This is a genomic window from Pseudothermotoga sp. U03pept, from assembly GCF_051235805.1.
Classification (GTDB): domain Bacteria; phylum Thermotogota; class Thermotogae; order Thermotogales; family DSM-5069; genus Pseudothermotoga_B.
On sequence record NZ_JBPNXV010000001.1, the window covers coordinates 379,422 to 396,246 of the forward strand.

15 protein-coding genes and 1 tRNA gene are annotated in these 16,825 nt (G+C 42.8%); 15 read left to right on the top strand and 1 reads right to left on the bottom strand.

All coding sequences use genetic code 11. The features are described 5' to 3' along the window. The first annotated feature begins 25 nt into the window (after window positions 1–25). The 8 genes from ACSFC1_RS01915 to ACSFC1_RS01950 all read left to right on the top strand — a co-directional run bounded on the left by ACSFC1_RS01915 (window position 26) and on the right by ACSFC1_RS01950 (window position 6,040). Window positions 26–1,333, top strand: coding sequence for a replication-associated recombination protein A (locus tag ACSFC1_RS01915; RefSeq protein WP_435564441.1), 1,308 nt, complete (start codon window positions 26–28; stop codon window positions 1,331–1,333). After that, window positions 1,330–2,199, top strand: coding sequence for an acetamidase/formamidase family protein (locus ACSFC1_RS01920; protein ID WP_435564442.1), 870 nt, complete (start codon window positions 1,330–1,332; stop codon window positions 2,197–2,199). The genes ACSFC1_RS01915 and ACSFC1_RS01920 overlap by 4 nt, the downstream gene beginning before the upstream one ends. Window positions 2,200–2,932: 733 nt before the next feature. Next, window positions 2,933–3,010, top strand: a tRNA-Pro gene (locus ACSFC1_RS01925). A gap of 162 nt (window positions 3,011–3,172) precedes the next feature. After that, a complete protein-coding gene (locus ACSFC1_RS01930) occupies window positions 3,173–3,442 on the top strand; it encodes an ArsR/SmtB family transcription factor (protein WP_435564443.1) in 270 nt (89 codons plus the stop codon). Then, the gene (locus tag ACSFC1_RS01935; protein WP_435564444.1) at window positions 3,442–3,654 is read left to right on the top strand and encodes an ATP-binding protein; all 213 of its coding nucleotides are present in this window, start codon (window positions 3,442–3,444) and stop codon (window positions 3,652–3,654) included. The genes ACSFC1_RS01930 and ACSFC1_RS01935 overlap by 1 nt, the downstream gene beginning before the upstream one ends. Next, window positions 3,647–4,003: a heterodisulfide reductase subunit A-like protein gene (locus ACSFC1_RS01940; protein ID WP_435564445.1), complete on the top strand. Its 357-nt coding sequence runs from the start codon at window positions 3,647–3,649 to the stop codon at window positions 4,001–4,003. Before ACSFC1_RS01935 ends, ACSFC1_RS01940 begins: the two co-directional genes overlap by 8 nt. Before the next feature lie 44 nt (window positions 4,004–4,047). Continuing rightward, window positions 4,048–4,695 carry a class II glutamine amidotransferase gene (locus ACSFC1_RS01945; RefSeq protein WP_435564446.1) on the top strand — a complete coding sequence of 216 codons (648 nt, stop codon included), beginning with the start codon at window positions 4,048–4,050 and terminating at the stop codon, window positions 4,693–4,695. 124 nt (window positions 4,696–4,819) lie between these two features. Continuing rightward, window positions 4,820–6,040 (top strand): C13 family peptidase, encoded by a 1,221-nt coding sequence (locus tag ACSFC1_RS01950; protein WP_435564447.1) that lies wholly within the window; start codon window positions 4,820–4,822, stop codon window positions 6,038–6,040. Between the two features lie 36 nt (window positions 6,041–6,076). On the opposite strand, the gene ACSFC1_RS01955 is transcribed toward ACSFC1_RS01950, so the two are convergent. Beyond that, window positions 6,077–8,215 (bottom strand): heavy metal translocating P-type ATPase, encoded by a 2,139-nt coding sequence (locus tag ACSFC1_RS01955; RefSeq protein ID WP_435564448.1) that lies wholly within the window; start codon window positions 8,213–8,215, stop codon window positions 6,077–6,079. A 423-nt stretch (window positions 8,216–8,638) separates the two neighbouring features. Here ACSFC1_RS01955 and ACSFC1_RS01960 point away from each other — a divergent pair, with 423 nt between their 5' ends. The 7 genes from ACSFC1_RS01960 (at window position 8,639) to rlmB (ending at window position 16,823) form a co-directional block, all read left to right on the top strand. Then, window positions 8,639–10,171, top strand: a complete 1,533-nt coding sequence (locus ACSFC1_RS01960) for an NAD(P)/FAD-dependent oxidoreductase (protein WP_435564449.1) — start codon at window positions 8,639–8,641, stop codon at window positions 10,169–10,171. Between the two features lies 1 nt (window position 10,172). Beyond that, window positions 10,173–11,795 carry an FAD-dependent oxidoreductase gene (locus ACSFC1_RS01965; protein WP_435564450.1) on the top strand — a complete coding sequence of 541 codons (1,623 nt, stop codon included), beginning with the start codon at window positions 10,173–10,175 and terminating at the stop codon, window positions 11,793–11,795. Further along, the gene (locus ACSFC1_RS01970) at window positions 11,788–13,344 is read left to right on the top strand and encodes an FGGY-family carbohydrate kinase (RefSeq protein WP_435564451.1); all 1,557 of its coding nucleotides are present in this window, start codon (window positions 11,788–11,790) and stop codon (window positions 13,342–13,344) included. Before ACSFC1_RS01965 ends, ACSFC1_RS01970 begins: the two co-directional genes overlap by 8 nt. 12 nt (window positions 13,345–13,356) lie before the next feature. Further along, window positions 13,357–15,066 carry an FAD-binding oxidoreductase gene (locus ACSFC1_RS01975; RefSeq protein WP_435564452.1) on the top strand — a complete coding sequence of 570 codons (1,710 nt, stop codon included), beginning with the start codon at window positions 13,357–13,359 and terminating at the stop codon, window positions 15,064–15,066. A 237-nt stretch (window positions 15,067–15,303) separates the two neighbouring features. Then, window positions 15,304–15,744 carry a flagellar export protein FliJ gene (fliJ, locus tag ACSFC1_RS01980; protein ID WP_435564453.1) on the top strand — a complete coding sequence of 147 codons (441 nt, stop codon included), beginning with the start codon at window positions 15,304–15,306 and terminating at the stop codon, window positions 15,742–15,744. After that, window positions 15,734–16,126, top strand: a complete 393-nt coding sequence (locus ACSFC1_RS01985; RefSeq protein WP_435564454.1) for a Mini-ribonuclease 3 — start codon at window positions 15,734–15,736, stop codon at window positions 16,124–16,126. Before fliJ ends, ACSFC1_RS01985 begins: the two co-directional genes overlap by 11 nt. After that, a complete protein-coding gene (gene rlmB, locus ACSFC1_RS01990) occupies window positions 16,110–16,823 on the top strand; it encodes a 23S rRNA (guanosine(2251)-2'-O)-methyltransferase RlmB (protein WP_435564455.1) in 714 nt (237 codons plus the stop codon). Before ACSFC1_RS01985 ends, rlmB begins: the two co-directional genes overlap by 17 nt. Window positions 16,824–16,825 lie beyond the last annotated feature (2 nt).

Consider the following 16,825-nt stretch of genomic DNA (forward strand, 5'->3'; position numbering starts at 1 on the left):
CCTACCCGTCATTTGGAGGTTTTAGATGTTTGATTCTCAAATTGAAGAACAAGTTCCCCTTGCAGAAAGAGTGAGGCCAAAGAGCCTCGATGATTTGGTTGGCCAACAACATGTTATGGGCAAAGAAGGAGTACTACGCAAAGCCCTTGAAAAGGGCACTGTGTTTTCCTGCATACTCTATGGACCTCCTGGATGCGGCAAGAGCTCTATAGCTGAACTGATTAGAAAATACGTCAACGCGGAATTCTATTCTTTCAGCGGGGCACTTCATGGAGCGAACGAGATCAAGCAGGCTATGAACAGGGCTCAAGAGATGAAAAGATATGGCAAACAGACGGTGATCTTCATAGATGAGATACACCGTCTGAGCAAAGCTCAGCAGGATCTATTGCTCTCAAAAGTTGAAGACGGAACTATAACTTTGATTGGTGCAACGACAGAAAACCCATCTTTCGAGGTTATTCCACCTCTTCTCTCAAGGTGCAGGGTGATCTTTCTAAAACCACTTTCAAATGAAGAACTGATCAAGATCATGAAAAGGGCATTGGTGGTTGATCAAAGAGTCGCGAGTTATGGTGTTTCGGTCACCGACGAAGTCCTCCAGGCGATAGCACAACTGTCTCAGGGTGATGCGCGTTTTGCTCTGAACACACTTGAAATAGCCGTTGAAACCGCAAAAACAACGAATGAGAAAGTGCTGGATTTGAAAACTTTACAGACAAGCACGAGTTACAAGCCTCAGGGTTACAGAAAAGAAGAACACTATGATTTCGCCTCTGCGTTCATAAAGAGTCTTCGTGGTAGCGATCCAGACGCCGCGCTGTACTACATGGCAAGAATGATAGAATCGGGTGAAGATCCGATGTTCATTGCAAGAAGAATGATAATACTCGCAAGCGAGGATATTGGTCTTGCAGAACCAATGGCACTTCTTGTCGCCACATCTGCTGCACAGGCTGTAGAGTATGTGGGGCTACCCGAATGCATCTTGAATTTGGCACAAGCTGTAATCTATCTTGCCGCTGCTCCAAAGAGTAATTCAGTTTACTTGGCTGTTGAAAAAGCAAGAAAGATCGCTAAGGAATCTGCGGCTGTTCAAGTACCGTTGTTTCTCAGAAATCCGGTCACGAAATTGATGAAAGACTCAGGATACGGCGATGGGTACATCTACCCGCATGAAGCTGGGGGCTTCGTGAAAAGAAGTTATATGCCTCAAGAACTGAAAAAAATCAAAATCTACATACCCAAGGAAATCGGAAAGGAAGTAAACATAAAAAAGAAGCTTGAAGAGCTTTGGGGCAAGGAGAAATATTCACAGGAGGAAGAAAAATGAAAAGAATTTCTTCATTCAACTGTATTTATGCCTTTTCGCCTGCGACGAAACCTGTTGAATCTGTTGACAGTGGTGACGTATTGATCTTTGAAACGCTCGATGCACTTGGTGGACAGATAAAAACCGAAGACGACACAACACAGATAGACTTTTCAAAGGTTAATCCAGCCACAGGTCCAGTTTTCATCTTCGGTGCAAAGCCCGGAAAGGCCTTGAAAATCAAAGTTCTGGAAATAGAGATAGACACTAAAGGTGTCATTGTTGCAGAAGAAGGCTTCGGAGTCATTCCCGAGATGGTAAAGGGTTTCGTGGCTAAAATTTTGGATATCAAGAACAACCTCGTTTATTTCGATGGTTTGAAAATACCGATTAACCCAATGATTGGTGTGATCGGTGTTGCCCCAGAAGTAGATGAATTTCCGACTGGAACTGCTCATAGACACGGGGGAAACATGGACACCAAGTACATAAGAGAGGGAAGTACAATCTATTTGCCGATCTTTCAAGAAGGTGCACTCTTGGCGCTTGGTGATGTTCACGCTTTGATGGCAGATGGGGAGGTCTGCGTTTCTGCATGCGAAGTCACCGCGAAAGTAACTGTAAAAGTGGATGTTGTGGATTGGCAGATCAAATGGCCCATTGTGGAGACAAATGATGGCTACTTCATAATCGTATCACTACCAGATATCAACGAGGCTTTCAAAGAGGCAACCTTAGAAGCAGTGAGAATTCTGAGTGAAAGACTTAATATTCCAGTGAAATCAGCCTACATGTTGGCAAGTCTTGTGGTAGACATTCAAGTGAGTCAGCTTGTAGATCCTAACAAAACAGTTAGAGCCTTTATACCGAAAACTGTTCTTGCGTGATCTTGTGCAAAAAAGAAATGCGTGGCATTCGCCGCGCTCAGTCTTTGGCAGTCGATTAGAATTTTAGATTTCTTGTCTGCCGTTGGGAATCTTAACCGGTGTCAATCCCTAAGACAAAAAGATTCAATCTCAACCTTTGAAGATAGGAAAGCAATATTGATCATCTGTGAATCTGACTGATTTTGAGTCGAGGTTCTTGTCAAACTCCTTTGTTTAGCAGGTTCTTAAAGTGCTTTGGATTGAACTAATTCATGTAGAGACTTTTTCGAAGATCCACGAATTAACTATACTCGCCGTTGATGCAGAAAGTGAAAAAGTATAGATTTCCATGAAAACCTCAAAGATCATCAATTGCCAAAGAATCTTGTAAAATGACCCAACAGGGTAGATCTATCCCAACATACGATTCAGGGTGTACCAAAATCTTGGTTGGCGCCTTCCACTGTATAATATACGAAAGTGAAAAGATTCACACTTATCTTTGAGGCAGACCAACAGATAATCTCGAACGATTTTTCCGTTGTTTTCATTTATGCAAGCTCAAAACAGAACTTAGTCTCAGCTAATTTAGGTTATCACAATAGCGATGGGGGGTGCTTTTTCTTGCAACATGGTTTGAAGCATCTTAAAAAGTCTTCTGAGTATCCTTTGTGAGATTTGCTGTGAACTGTGGAATTCTGTTGATTCTACCACTTGAATAATTAGAAGTTTATGGTAAGATACTTAATAGTGTCGGGGCGTAGCGCAGACGGCTTAGCGCGCCTGCCTTGGGAGCAGGAGGTCGCTGGTTCAAGTCCAGTCGCCCCGACCATTTTTTATTTCCCCAATTCTTTTCATCTGCCAACCCTATAACGTAGCAATGCCAGCTTGGTCATATTTGTGTAAATGGAGATTATTCTAAACTTTACAGAAAATAGTATATATTAAGTGTATAGTTGTACACTTATACAGTAAAAGAGATGAGGTGTTAAGAATGAATATTGAAAATATCTTCAAAGCACTGTCTTGCAGGTGGAGAATAGAAATTGTAAAGCAAATTGCCGGGCAGGATGTGTGCATCTGCGATCTTGAGGCAATGAATCACCTTGATAGAACGACGATCTCCAGACACATTTCAGTTCTGCTTAGCGCAGGCATAATAGATTTTCAGAAAGATGGGCAGCGAAAGAGATTGCTTTTGAGAGATAAAAGGATCATCGATTTAATCGAGATTGCAGAAAAAATCTGTGAGGAGGTGCGATAGTGGCAAAGAATTGGTATCCAGTGATTGATTACGACAAGTGTACTGGCTGTTTGACATGTTCCAACTTTTGCCCGCACGGGGTCTACACAGTAGACAATGGAAAACCAAAGGTGACCAACCCAATGGAATGTGTGGAGTTCTGCAGAGGCTGTCAAAAACTGTGTGAATATGGTGCGATTAGCTATTACTCGGAGGTGAAAAGTCATGGGTAAAAAGGGACTGCTATTGTGTGTATGTCAAGGTACTTGCCCATCTTTTAAACAGATGGACATCTTTGAAGTGCTCAACACCATTAGAAGGGAAAAGTTAGTTGACTTCGTTGTACTTCATCCTCAACTTTGTGCAGAAGATGGAGATGAGTACTTAAGCACGTTAACGAAGAACAGTGATATTGAAAAGCTCTATGTAGCGGGTTGCGACCCAGCTATGCAGAAAAAGATGTACAGAGACGCATTCGAGACTTCTGGTTTTGATAGATCAAAACACGTTGGTGTCGATATACGCAACATGAACACCGAACAGGCTGTCGAGGCAATTAGAAATCTGATCATGAAGGATTAAACACAGGGCTCTGCCCTGTGTTATCATTTTTCTGGGTGACCACTGTGTGTAGAATGATAGGATTTTCTTTCAAAGACGAAAGACCGGTAGATGAGTTTTTTGTTCATCTTCAGCGTATGGCAAAGAATGGTAAGCATGCGCCGCACAACCATGGTTGGGGAATCTACGCTTTGAACGGCGAAGATGTTGTCTACCACAGGTCGGAAAAAGCTGCTTTTGATGATACTTTCCCCTCTGTAAAATTGAAGGTAGGCATAATTCATGCAAGAAAGGCTTCTGAGAACTTGCCGGTAACGATACTGCAAATTCATCCTTTCATCGATGGTTGTGGAAAAGCCTTTTGCCACAACGGAACTATAAAGGATATACCGTTTCATTTCATTGAGAGCGACACTTATTCTTATTTCTCAAAGCTCAGGCAGTTCAGTTCTTACGAGGAACTCAGGGAAAGGATAGCCCACATAGCCAAGAATTATAGTTACACGAGTATGAATTTCTTGATGATCAACAGGGATGAATTGATCGTCTATTGTGGTTACAGTACAAATGAAGATTACTATACACTTTGGTACAGCAACGATGAAGGTTTTGTCGTATGCTCAGAACCGATGAACGGCGATTATTTTCCGATGGCAAATCAAACGATCTTCGTAGTGAGATATGGTGAGATAGTGAAAACACTGACTGTCTAACCTCAAAATACAAAAATCTTCTCAGAGTTCTCAGACTTCTCGACAAGACCAGCCATTAAGTTCTGCAAAGCCACAGATACTCAATATTCTCGAGGCAGCTGCAATTTCACAAGGGGGGATTCACATGAAAGAAAGGCATTTCTGCCTTGTCTTTACTTGTATGTTGTTGCTCTTCATCATTTTCTCTTGCGCTGTACCTCAAGAAGAAGACCCGATGAAGCAGGCTGCGATGAGTATTGCTGATCAACTTGGCTTACCAGAAACAAGCCAGTCGACCGATGACAGATTCATAATCTTCTACGCGGCAGAACTAAAGAGTGGTGACATTGTCTCTGAAGGTTCTCCATTCAAAAGTCTACAAAAGCCCGCGGCAGGCGAAGAGAAATGGCTTTTTGTGCTCGATAAACACCCTCTTGCAAAGCTCGCACACGAAGTTGTTTATATCTATCTGAATGAAGATTTTGAAATCGTTACACAGGAAGATGCCGAATGGATGCCTTTTCTCAACGATCAACCGCTCTTCCTTGGCGATATCTACCATCCTTCGTTTTCGCAGATCAAATGGAAGAATTTCGAATTGAGTGTATCTGAAACGATTGTCGCCTCAGAGCTCGTGGTGAGTGTACCGAACAACTGTGCATTGGTAGTCAACGGCAACAATCCTGAGCGATATATAGATGCTGGCATCTCGAAGGACAAGGAACACATGGAGCAGTTCTTCAAGCAGTTTTATGGTGAAGTTGCTGTGAGAGCACTTGAGTATCCAGACAATTCAAAAGAAGATTTTGAAAACGCAGTTGACGCACTCATCAAAGGTGGTGCTACACGTTTAATAATCTATATCTCGTCTCATGGTAGTAAGAATCAGTTGGTCATGGGAAACAGTCGTTTGACCGTTGATGACCTGTACGGGATACTTTCCAACTATCTTGGAGTAAAGTTTTATGTGATCATCGATGCGTGCTACTCAGGAAGCTTTGTTGATGGTCTCTGTTACGATGGTTTAGGAAATTTGCTAACGATAATGACTGCAACAGATAGTGATCGTCTGGCTTATGGCGATTGTGACGGCAAGAAAGATCCAAATCCCGAAGATTCCGGTGGAGAATGGACTAGCGGGTTTTACGAGACTTTGGTTTCTTACACCTCTTCCCAAGTAGCTTGGGGGTTTATAGAATACATAGCACAAATTCATTACGTTGAACTTGAGCAAGTTCTGTACAAGGTAGCTTTCGACAGGGCATGGGAACTTGATTGTGCTCGCATCTCGTGGCGCACTGTTCCGCAGTACTGCGGTTGGACCCCAACCGGTAAACGGGCTCATAGTGCGTTTGAGGAGAAATGATCTGATTGAGGCATCTGAAGAGGAGCGTATCTTTGTCTACTTTATCCTCAGAGAGTTCAAAACTACGGTGATGGAACTCAGAACCATAGCGATTTCAGCAACCAAGGGGTGCAAGAGTCCCGCCATTGCACTTGGTATAGCTATGATGTTGTAGAAAAATGCCCAGAAAAGATTTTGCCTAATCACTGTAAAGGTTTTCTTTGATATCTCTATTGCATCGGACACTTTGGATATGCCGCCTTTCTTAATTATTATGTCTGCACTGTCGATAGCCAAATCTGTTCCGCTGCCAACAGCTATCCCAACGTCTGCCCCTTTCAGTGCGCCTGCGTCGTTCATACCATCGCCAACCATGACAACCCTAAAACCCTCGGCTTGGAATCTTCTCACGATGTCCAACTTGTCTTGTGGCTTGACATTCGAATAGACCTTCTGTATACCAACCTTTTTGGCAACAGCTACTGCCACTGTGTGATTGTCCCCGGTCAACATGATTGGTTCTATTCCCATTGCTTTGAGTTTGTTTATTGCCTCTTGTGCATCTTCACGCAAGGTATCTTCTATGGCAAGAAAGCTTATAGTTTCATCGTTCATTCTGACTTCGACTACTGTTTTCCCATCTTTGTAAAAGGTTTCATAGGCACTCGTATTCACTGGCTTTCCAACAAAGTAAAGATTTTCACCAACTCTTGCTTTGACTCCTTCACCTGGGATTTCCTCTATCTCCTTGATCTCAAAATGCTCTTTGACCGCAGAAGATATTGCCTTGGCGAGAGGATGACTGGAGTTTCTCTCTATACTCGCAACTGTTTTCAAGGTATGTTCATCTAAGTTGTGTTGCACCACCGTTGGTTCACCTTTGGTAATGGTGCCAGTCTTGTCCATGAGTGCTACTTTTACGTCTTTGCATGTTTGAATCGCCTCTGCGTTTCTTATCAACAATCCTCTTTTAGCCGCAAGTCCTGTTCCGGCAACGAGAGCCATAGGAATTGCGAGTCCAAGAGCACAAGGGCAGGCTATGACTATCGTTGCAACAAAGACAAAGACAGCAAAACTAATAGGTTCAGTTGTGTTCATAATCCACGGGATGAAGCTACTCACTTGATTGAGGAATGGCGTAAACCTGTGAAAATTGAGGTACCATATGAATGAGCTTATGATCGCCAAAAAGATAATCACTGGAACAAACCACATGGTAATTCTGTCAGCGAGCGCTTGAATAGGTATCTTTGAACCCTGAGTTTGCTGGACCAAGTTTATCATTTGTGAGAGAAAACTGTCTTCGCCAACCTTTGTTACTTCAATCCTGAGTGGACTTGTCAAATTCAATGAACCACCTATGACTTCGTCGTTCGCTTTTTTGTGAACGGGTATTGATTCTCCACTTATCACTGATTCATCAACTGAAGAAGATCCACCAACCACTAAACCATCTGCGGGTATTCTTTCAGAGGGAAGAACTGATATGTTCAAACCTTCTTTGATTGCTTCCACAGGTACCATGATTTCACCCTTTTCAGTGATAACACGTGCTTCTTTCGCCTGAAGTTTCAAAAGGGCTTTGATCTCTTTACTCGCACGATCTCTGAGATGAGATTCGATGAACCTCCCCGTTATGTGAAAAGCTACGATCATTGCTCCAATAGTGCCAAATGACACGATTGGGACTCTAACAGCTTCCAGAACAGCAGTGAACCACGAAACAACAGAGCCCAAGAATATGAGCGTGTCCATGTTAGTGTGCTTGTGTGTCAGAGCTATCCAAGCACCTTTTATTGTGTCTCTCGCAGCGTAGAAAATCACAAAACCGCCTAAAAAGATCTCGAACCAGACGAGATAACTGAAGTGGTTGAAAAACATGTGCCACAACATCATCACGGCGAGAGGTATAGTTGCGAACCACGCCAGCATCAAATTTCTCTTGGCATTCGCATACCTTTTCTTCTCGATCTCTTCAACAGGTTCTGTTGATATACCATAACCAACTTGCTCGACAGTTGCTCTTATCACCTCTATGGGGATCTCTTTTTCTGCAACAATGAAACCCGTTGAAGTAGCCAGGTTAACGGCAGCAAATTCAACGCCTTCAATTCTGTTGAGAGCCTTTTCAACAGTTCTCGCACACGTTGCACAAGTCATACCAGTGACAACAAAGGACTTTTTTATCTGTTCCATATAATCACCTCTTGAATAGTGGACAGACATGGTCTCAATTTAAATTATAGATCTTTGAAAAGAGCTTTCACACCGGCACGTCCAGTTGTAATGCTTCAGAAAAAACAAATTACTCGAAGGAGATTCATTGGAGTTTTTCGACAGTTTTTTGTCTGGTGAAGCTGTTTTTGGATTGTTTCTGTTACTGGTTATTGACAAAGGGATGGAAAAGAGGTAAGATCAGGATGTACGGACAACCGTATAAGTGATGGGGGTGGTACAATCCGAAATCTCCAAGAGATACTTAGAAAGAAGGTCTGTAAGACTATTGAAGTAAGAGAAAGGGACGATTGCATCGTTCTTGAAGGTGTTGTTAACGACTGGGAGAAAGTCGTCAGTGCAGGAAAGATCGCCGCTCAGTTCTCCAATAAAGAAGTAGTCAATTTGATCGAGTGCAGAGGCATTGAAAAGGAAAGACCATCAAGATCGATTGTAAGAGATGACAAGCTGTTTAACAAGAGAGTAGATGTTCTTGTCATCGGTGCTGGTGTTGTAGGTTGTGCTACAGCAAGAGAACTTTCCAAATACAAGATGACCGTGCTTGTAGTAGATAAAGAAAGCGACATAGCGATGCATCAAAGCTCGAGAAATGCTGGCATGGCTCACCCTCCAATTGCCCCCAAACCAGGTTCGAAGAAAGCTTTGTACAACGAGCGTGGGTTGAAGATCTTAGCTGAGCTTTCAAAAGAACTTGACTTTCCTTATGAAGAAAATGGCATGGTGATCCTCTTTAAACATTGGATCTTTTTTGCAGGTGCTGGGCTGATTAGTTCAAGAGCGAAGAAAAATGGAATTGAATCGATAGAATTTCTTTCCAAAAAGAGATTGAAGTCCATCGAGTCCAATGTATTCGATGACTTTGCATGGGCTTGTTTGTTCAAGAATGCTGGAATTGTCGATCCTTTCAAAATGACACTCGCTTTTGCGGAAAATGCGGTACAAAATGGTGTGGAGTTTTCTTTTCAAACTTTCGTTGAGTCTATCGAAGTAAGTGATGGAAAAATTCTCTCCGTTGAAACAAACAGAGGCAGAGTTTTTCCTCGTGTAGTTGTCAACGCTGCTGGTCTTTGGGCTGATTACGTTGCCGAGCTTGCCAATGATAGATTTTTCACCATACACCCAAGAAAGGGTGAGATGGCGATAATAGACAGCAAAAGACAGGGCCTTGTGAGACTTACTATCTCTATGCCACAGATAACTCAAGCAAAATCTGTGACAAAAGGAGGTGGGTTAATCCCAACTGTTCACGGTAATCTACTGCTCGGTCCGACTGCAAAAGAAGTCCCATTCAAAGAAGATTACAGCACGACTTCACAAGGTCTCGAAGAACTTATCAAGAAACATGCAAAGCTTGTTCACGGTTTGACGGTGAATGATATCATAACCTACTTTGCAGGGACAAGAGCCGCTACCTACAGAGAAGATTTCATTGTTGAAAAATCCCGAAGAGTGAGGAATTTAGTTCATGCTGCAGGTATACAATCACCAGGTTTGACCAGCGCTCCGGCAATCGCGCAGGATGTTGCCAAAATGTGTGTAGAAATTCTTTCAGAGGAAATGCACGTGCTTCCAAACACCAAATTTGTTGCGAATAGAAGAGCGCAGCCACCTTTCAAAAGTCTATCTCTTGAGGAAAAGCAAAAACTCATTGAAAAAGATCCAAACTACGGTGTTGTCGTGTGTAGATGTGAAGAGGTGACAAAAGCAGAGATTATAAAAGCTGTAAGTTCGCCTTTACCAGCCACTACTCTTGATGGTGTAAAGTGGCGAACACGGTGTGGGATGGGAAGATGCCAAGGAGGTTTCTGTACTCCTTATGTGCTGCAGACGCTTCAGCAACAAAGAATAAACGTGTTGAATATGACCAAGAAAGGTGGATCTTCTTACATAGTTGTCGGTAAAACAAGGGGTGAGTGATGTGATTGAATTCGATGTGTTGGTCATAGGAGCTGGTCCAGCAGGGTTAGCAGCGGCAGTTTCAGCAAAGGAACATGGGGCGAGCGTCTTGATAGTAGAAAGAGAGCCAATGTTAGGGGGAATTTTGAAGCAGTGTATTCATGACGGTTTCGGTGTAATAGAGTTCAAAGAAAGACTCACCGGTCCTGAGTATGCAGAAAGGTACATACAGAAGGTCAATGAACTCGATATTGATGTAATGCTTCAAAGTTTTGTCCTTGACATAGAAAAGATAAAAAGTCTTTTTCGTCTGACTATTCAAAACAAGAAAGGAATCTCTGTTATCAACAGTAAAGCTGTCATCCTTGCTACGGGTTGCAGAGAAAGAACTTCAAGGCAAATCTTTATACACGGCGATAAACCCGCTGGTATCTTCACAGCTGGTACTGCTCAGTATCTGGTGAATGTACTGGGTTTGCTACCGTGCAGGCGATGTGTCATACTTGGAAGTGGAGATATAGGTTTGATAATGGCAAGGAGATTGACGTTGGAAGGGGCAAAGGTTTTGGGGGTCTATGAAGTCAGAAACCAACCATCTGGACTTGCGCGAAATATATCTCAATGTTTGGATGATTTCAATATTCCCTTGTTTCTTTCTCATACTGTGACAAGGGTATTCGGCAAAGATAGAGTCGAGGCAGTTGAAATTGCAAAGGTCGATGAAAACAATAGACCAATTCCTTCCACTGTCCACAGAGTTGAGTGTGATGGACTCATCTTGGCGGTTGGCTTGATACCAGAAAATGAGTTTGCAGAAAGGCTTCAGGTTCAGATCGACAGTAGGACAAGAGGACCAATTGTGGACCAGAACATGATGACAACTGTAGAAGGTGTTTTCAGTTGTGGGAATGCTTTGCATGTGCATGATCTTGTCGACTATGTTACACAAACTGGTAAGATCGCAGGAAGATCAGCTGCGATGTACTCAAAAGGATTACTTAGCAACACACAGTACTCAGAAATCGAATGGTCTGACGATATAGCTTACTGTGTGCCACAGAGAATTGCGTTTCCCTCAGACGGTAAGATAAGACTGTTTTTCCGGGTGAGAAATCAAAAGAGGGAAGCGAAGCTTGTTGTTAGATGTGAGCAAAGAATTATACAGAAAAGCTTTCAGGTTGTTAGACCACAGCAAACGGAGTTCGTGGATTTTGAGCTTTCTTCAGCCGGGGGTAGAATCACCGTTGAACTCGAAGGAAGGGGAGGAGAAGTTGTGGAAAGCTCTGCTAAGAAAAAAGTGTGTATTGTTTGTCCAAAGGGATGTGAGATTGAAATCTTGGGTAACGAAGATCACCCTGTGTTCAAAGGCTATGGTTGTCAAAGAGGTCTTGAATTCGCCAAGAACGATTTGATCAATCCAAAGCGTATACTTTGTACGACAGTGTTAACTTCGAATGGTAAGTTGGTCCCTGTGAAAACAGACAGACCAATACGACTACAAGATTTCGAAAAGGTGATGCAGTTTGTGAAAAGGACCGTTGTAGGAAAACCAATCGAAAAAGGTGATCTTGTAGTCGAAGATGTTGCTGGTACAGGTGCAAACCTCGTTGCAACAGGTACATTGCGGGTGATTCAGTATGTCTGAAGTGGTACTCGCCATAGACTGTGGCACACAGAGTTTGAGAGTACTTCTATTTGATTCGAATGGTAGATTGATAGAGGTGCACAAAGAAGAGTATCCTCAAACCTATACTTCTCCAAGACCAGGGTGGGCGGAACAAGACGTGGGAGTTTACAAAAGCGCACTTTCACGCGCTTGTTCAGTGGTAAAAGAAAGAAACAATGCAGTTTGGAAAAAAATTGCGGCTGTAGTTGTAACAACTCAACGTGATACTTGTGTCTTCTTGGATAAGGATGGAAAGGCATTGAAACCAGCTGTTCTTTGGTTAGACCAACGAATGGCTGAATACGACAGTCGTCTGCCTTTACATTACAGAATAGGTTTCAAGATAGTTGGAATGGATAAGGCAGCAAAGATCTCGGCAAAGAAGTGCAAGGCAAACTGGGTGAGGCAGAATGAACCAGAGATCTGGCAAAAGACCCACAAGTTTTTACTGTTGTCTGGTTGGTTTCACTATCTTCTCACAGGTAACTTTGTCGATTCAGTTGCCAATCAGATAGGTCACATACCCTTCAACTACAAGAAGCTCGCTTGGGCTGATCCCAAGCACGATTATCAACCTTATCTTTTTCAGATAGAAAGAGACAAGCTTCCAGATCTGGTTCAACCAGCGACGGTAATAGGAACTTTGACAAAAGAAGCATCACAGTTAACCCAAATTGCTGAAGGTACTCCCTTGATTGCCGCAGGTTCAGACAAAGGTTGTGAAACGATCGCTCTGGGATGTTTGACAGAATCGACGGCTTGTGCAAGTCTCGGTACCACAACTACCATGCAGATAACCTCCAAGAGATATCTTGAGCCGTTGAAATTCATGCCTTCATACCCCGCAGTGATTCCACAACACTTCAATCCTGAAGTAGAGATATTCAGAGGTTTTTGGATGGTCAGTTGGTTCAAAAAAGAGTTCGGCAATCATGAAACCCAAGTGGCACAAGCAAAAGGCATCACAGCTGAAGATGTTTTTGATGAGTTACTGAAGATGACTGAGCCAGGCTCACTCGGTTTGATGCTTCAACCCTATTGGGGTGCTGGCTTGAAGATACCTGAAGCCAGAGGGGCGATCATAGGATTTGGCGATGTCCACAGCAGGGCTTATCTCTATAGAGCGATAATAGAAGGCCTGTCTTATGCCTTGAAAGACGCTGCGGAGAAAATACAAAAGGTTTCTGGTGCAAATATAGAAAAGGTGATGGTAACAGGCGGTGGATCAAAGTCCGATTTTGTTTGTCAAACCTTGGCTGATGTTTTGAACAAGAAGACAATCAGGGGTGAAATCTACGAAGGCTCCGGTCTGGGAGCAGCTATAGTTGGATTTGTCGGAATAAAGTACTATTCTTCTTTCGAAGATGCGGTTAGGAATATGGTCAGATACAGCAGAGAATTCACACCAAATCAGGAGTATGCTAAGCTTTATTCTCAATTATACGAACATGTCTATCGAAAGATGTACCGCAGGTTATGCCCACTCTACAAAGCCATGCAAGAGATAACCGGTTATCCAGACTATTGAGAGGTGAATGAAATGGAATTTGAGCCAAAGTGGATTGAACAGATGCCTCCTGCAGGTTCTTATAGATCTATATTCAAGTGGGGTGATCCGAGGTTTTTTAAACATCCGAACAAGAGACTGTACAAACTGATGAAAGAAGTCTTCGAATTATCAGACGAGCACTTTAGGCAATCCATAAATACAGGTTTTGAACAGGTTAAGGTGGATATACCGATAAGGCTTTCGTCAAGACACATTGAGGCTTTCGAAAAGATTGTTGGACAGGAGAATGTGAAAACAGATGATTACTCAAGAGTCAAGGCGAGTTTTGGAAAAACGATGCTCGATTTGATGAGACTTAGAGAAAAGAAGATAGAGAATCTTCCTGATGCCGTTTTGTTTCCGCGCAACAAACAGGATGTTATTGAGATAGTGAGATTCTGCAATGAAAACAAGATACCAATCTATCCAAGAGGAGGAGGTTCAACGGTAACGAGGGGTACAGAATGCACAAATGGTGGTATATGCGTTGATTTCACAAAACACATGAATCGAATTCTGAAACTGAACGAAATCAACCACACCGTCACCGTTGAGCCTGGTATCTACGGTCCAGAGCTTGAAAGAAAACTGAACAATGCTCCACAGGAGTTCAACGCACAGTACAGGTATACCTGTGGTCATCTTCCACAGTCTTTCGAAGGTTCCACAGTTGGAGGCTGGATCGTCACCAGAGGGGCTGGACAGAATTCGACATACTATGGAAAGATAGAAGACCTCGTGGTTTGCCAGGAATATATAACACCCATCGGAGGGATTGTCACCAAGGAATACCCTCGGGCTGCCTTGGGTCCATCGATCGATCAAATCTTCATTGGAAGTGAAGGTGCATATGGGCTACTCGTTTCAGCCACGCTGAAGGTTTTCAGATACTTCCCAGAGAATGATCAAAGATTCAGCTTCATCTTTCCAGAGTTTCACAGTGCAGTAGAGGCAACAAGGGAAATGATGCAATCTCAGTTTGGAGTTCCTGCAGTGATGAGACTGTCAGACCCTGAAGAAACGGATGTTGCACTGAAACTCTACGGAGTAGAAGGCACCTTTATAGACAAAATGATAAGCCTGCGAGGTTTTAAACCAATGAAAAGATGCTTGCTTCTTGGAATTGCACAAGGAGAGAAAAGTTATGCAAAAAATGTCAAACGGCACATTATAAGCGTGGCAAAGAGGTATGGTGCAATGTACACAACTGGCTTTGTGGCAAAGTCCTGGGAACACGGCAGATTCACTGATCCATATCTGAGGGACGATCTGAATGATTTTGGTATAGTAATAGACACGCTCGAATGTGCTGTTGCTTGGGACCAAGTTGAGTACGTTTGGGAGAATGTCAGAAAGTATTGCAAACAAAGACCTAAGACTATCGTCATGAGTCATTGTTCACATTTCTATCCACAAGGCACTAATTTGTATTTCATCTTCATAGGCAAGTTTGAGAGTATAGAAGATTTTGTTGAATATCAAAGCGGCATACTTGATAATATAGTGAAACACGGTGCGGCATTAAGCCATCATCATGGCATTGGCAAGTTGTTCGCACCGTGGTTTGAAGACTGCATAGGAAAGAACCAGCTTGAAATCATCAGGGCGCTGAAGAGATATTTTGACCCAAACAACATTATGAACCCAGGTGGGACACTTGCCCTTGACCTGAAAGATGCGGAGAAAAGAATGATATCCTGAACTTTCCAGAAAACAGTTCTCATTCAACTTCTCTACCGCAAAGGGCCACTGGAATTTCTCACAACTCTGGTGGCCTTCCGTTTCCAACAGCCTGTATCAGACACTCCTTCTTCTCAGCCATCATGACAACCCGTTGATTTTGAGTAAATCTCTTATCTTTGAGTTATGCAAAGCAAAGCATTTTCATGCTGTAGTATAATATCGACATGAATGAATAACGCGCGGAGGAGTAGTGGGTTGTTCAGATTCAGATTACAGAGGGTATTGCACCTAAGGGAATCTCAAGAAAACCAAATCAAAATGGATTTGGCAGCCCTTAGACAGAAGATAAGAGATGTGGAACAGCAGATTACTTCTGCACAGAGTTCTATTCTTGAACTCTACAGATCGATGCTGCAAAACTCATCAAGGGGTATGACAGGAGTAGAAATACGTCAGTGGCTTGCATACATGGATAGTGTGAATCTGAACCTTAAGAAATTGAATGAACAACTCAGAGATCTAAGAAAAGAGGAGGAAATCCTCGTCGATCAGTATCTCACGGCAAGGAGAGAAAGAAAGATCTTGCAGAATCTGAGAGCAAGAAGGTTTAGAAACTATGTCTTTGAACAAGATAGGATCAACAGATTATACCTCGATGAAGTTGCACTGAGAAGGGTGGCAAGAAGTGAAGGGTAACACATCAGAGATTCTGCGACTTCCCATCTCCACTATTGCCTATGTTGGTGATGCAGTTTATTCGCTCTTTTGCAGAATTAAGTTCTTAGGTTTGGTGAAAGTCGATGAAATTCACAAAAAGGTCAATAAAATGGTTTCGAGGCATGGGCAAGCTGAGAACTTGGACAAGCTCATGGATTTGCTCAATGAAACTGAACTTTCTTTGGTGAAAAGAGCGATGAACAGTAAAGCTGCCAAAAAATACGGTAACGATCTGCATTATAGAAAGAGTACTGCCTTCGAAGCTCTTGTAGGTTTTCTTTATCTTTCCGATGACCTCGACAGATTGATGAAATTGATTCAGATAACATTGGAGAGTTCTGAAGATGATAGTGTACGGTAAGAGTGTTCTTGATGAGATCATAAGAACTCGTTATCCTGTAAGAAGAATATATCTGCGCGAGAGCGATGACAAGAAATTTCAAAGCATTGAGCAAATGCTTAAGAAGATCGGTTATCCTTACACTTATACAACGGCGAGGCAGTTGGAAAAACTCTGTGGGGAAGAAAAAAACCAAGGTATCGTCATAGACCTTGATTTTCAATACAGTGATGAAAGTGCCCTCGATGGCAATTTGATCGTATTGCTTGATCATATCGTTGATCCACACAATCTGGGAGCGATTGTCAGGACCTGTGTTGGCGCAGGAGCGAGTGCGATCGTGATAACAAAGGATCGATCGGCAAAGGTTACCGCCGCTGTGGTAAAGGTTTCTGCAGGAACTGTTTTTCGAATACCAATTGTGGTTGTGACAAACCTCACCAACACAATCGAGCTGTTGCAAGAACGCGGATATTGGGTTTATGGAGCCGATATGCAGGGAAATAATCTCTTTGAAGAAGATTTCGTGCCACCTGTTGCAGTGGTCTTTGGAAATGAAGGAGAGGGTTTGAGCAGACTCGTGAGAGAAAGATGTGATCAATTGATCAGTGTGCCAATGTATTCGCCTATCGATTCACTCAATGTCTCTGTCAGCGCCGGTATAGTTTTGTTCGATATAGCGAGGAAATTTTCTTCTAAGCAAGGTAAGTCCTCATAAGA

Bases quoted from the DNA above. Each gene is read 5' to 3' on its own strand.
- ACSFC1_RS01915 (WP_435564441.1), top strand. From the start codon at position 26: ATGTTTGATTCTCAAATTGAAGAACAAGTTCCCCTTGCAGAAAGAGTG.
- ACSFC1_RS01920 (WP_435564442.1), top strand. From the start codon at position 1,330: ATGAAAAGAATTTCTTCATTCAACTGTATTTATGCCTTTTCGCCTGCG.
- ACSFC1_RS01930 (WP_435564443.1), top strand. From the start codon at position 3,173: ATGAATATTGAAAATATCTTCAAAGCACTGTCTTGCAGGTGGAGAATA.
- ACSFC1_RS01940 (WP_435564445.1), top strand. From the start codon at position 3,647: ATGGGTAAAAAGGGACTGCTATTGTGTGTATGTCAAGGTACTTGCCCA.
- ACSFC1_RS01950 (WP_435564447.1), top strand. From the start codon at position 4,820: ATGAAAGAAAGGCATTTCTGCCTTGTCTTTACTTGTATGTTGTTGCTC.
- ACSFC1_RS01955 (WP_435564448.1), bottom strand. From the start codon at position 8,215: ATGGAACAGATAAAAAAGTCCTTTGTTGTCACTGGTATGACTTGTGCA.
- ACSFC1_RS01970 (WP_435564451.1), top strand. From the start codon at position 11,788: ATGTCTGAAGTGGTACTCGCCATAGACTGTGGCACACAGAGTTTGAGA.
- ACSFC1_RS01975 (WP_435564452.1), top strand. From the start codon at position 13,357: ATGGAATTTGAGCCAAAGTGGATTGAACAGATGCCTCCTGCAGGTTCT.
- rlmB (WP_435564455.1), top strand. From the start codon at position 16,110: ATGATAGTGTACGGTAAGAGTGTTCTTGATGAGATCATAAGAACTCGT.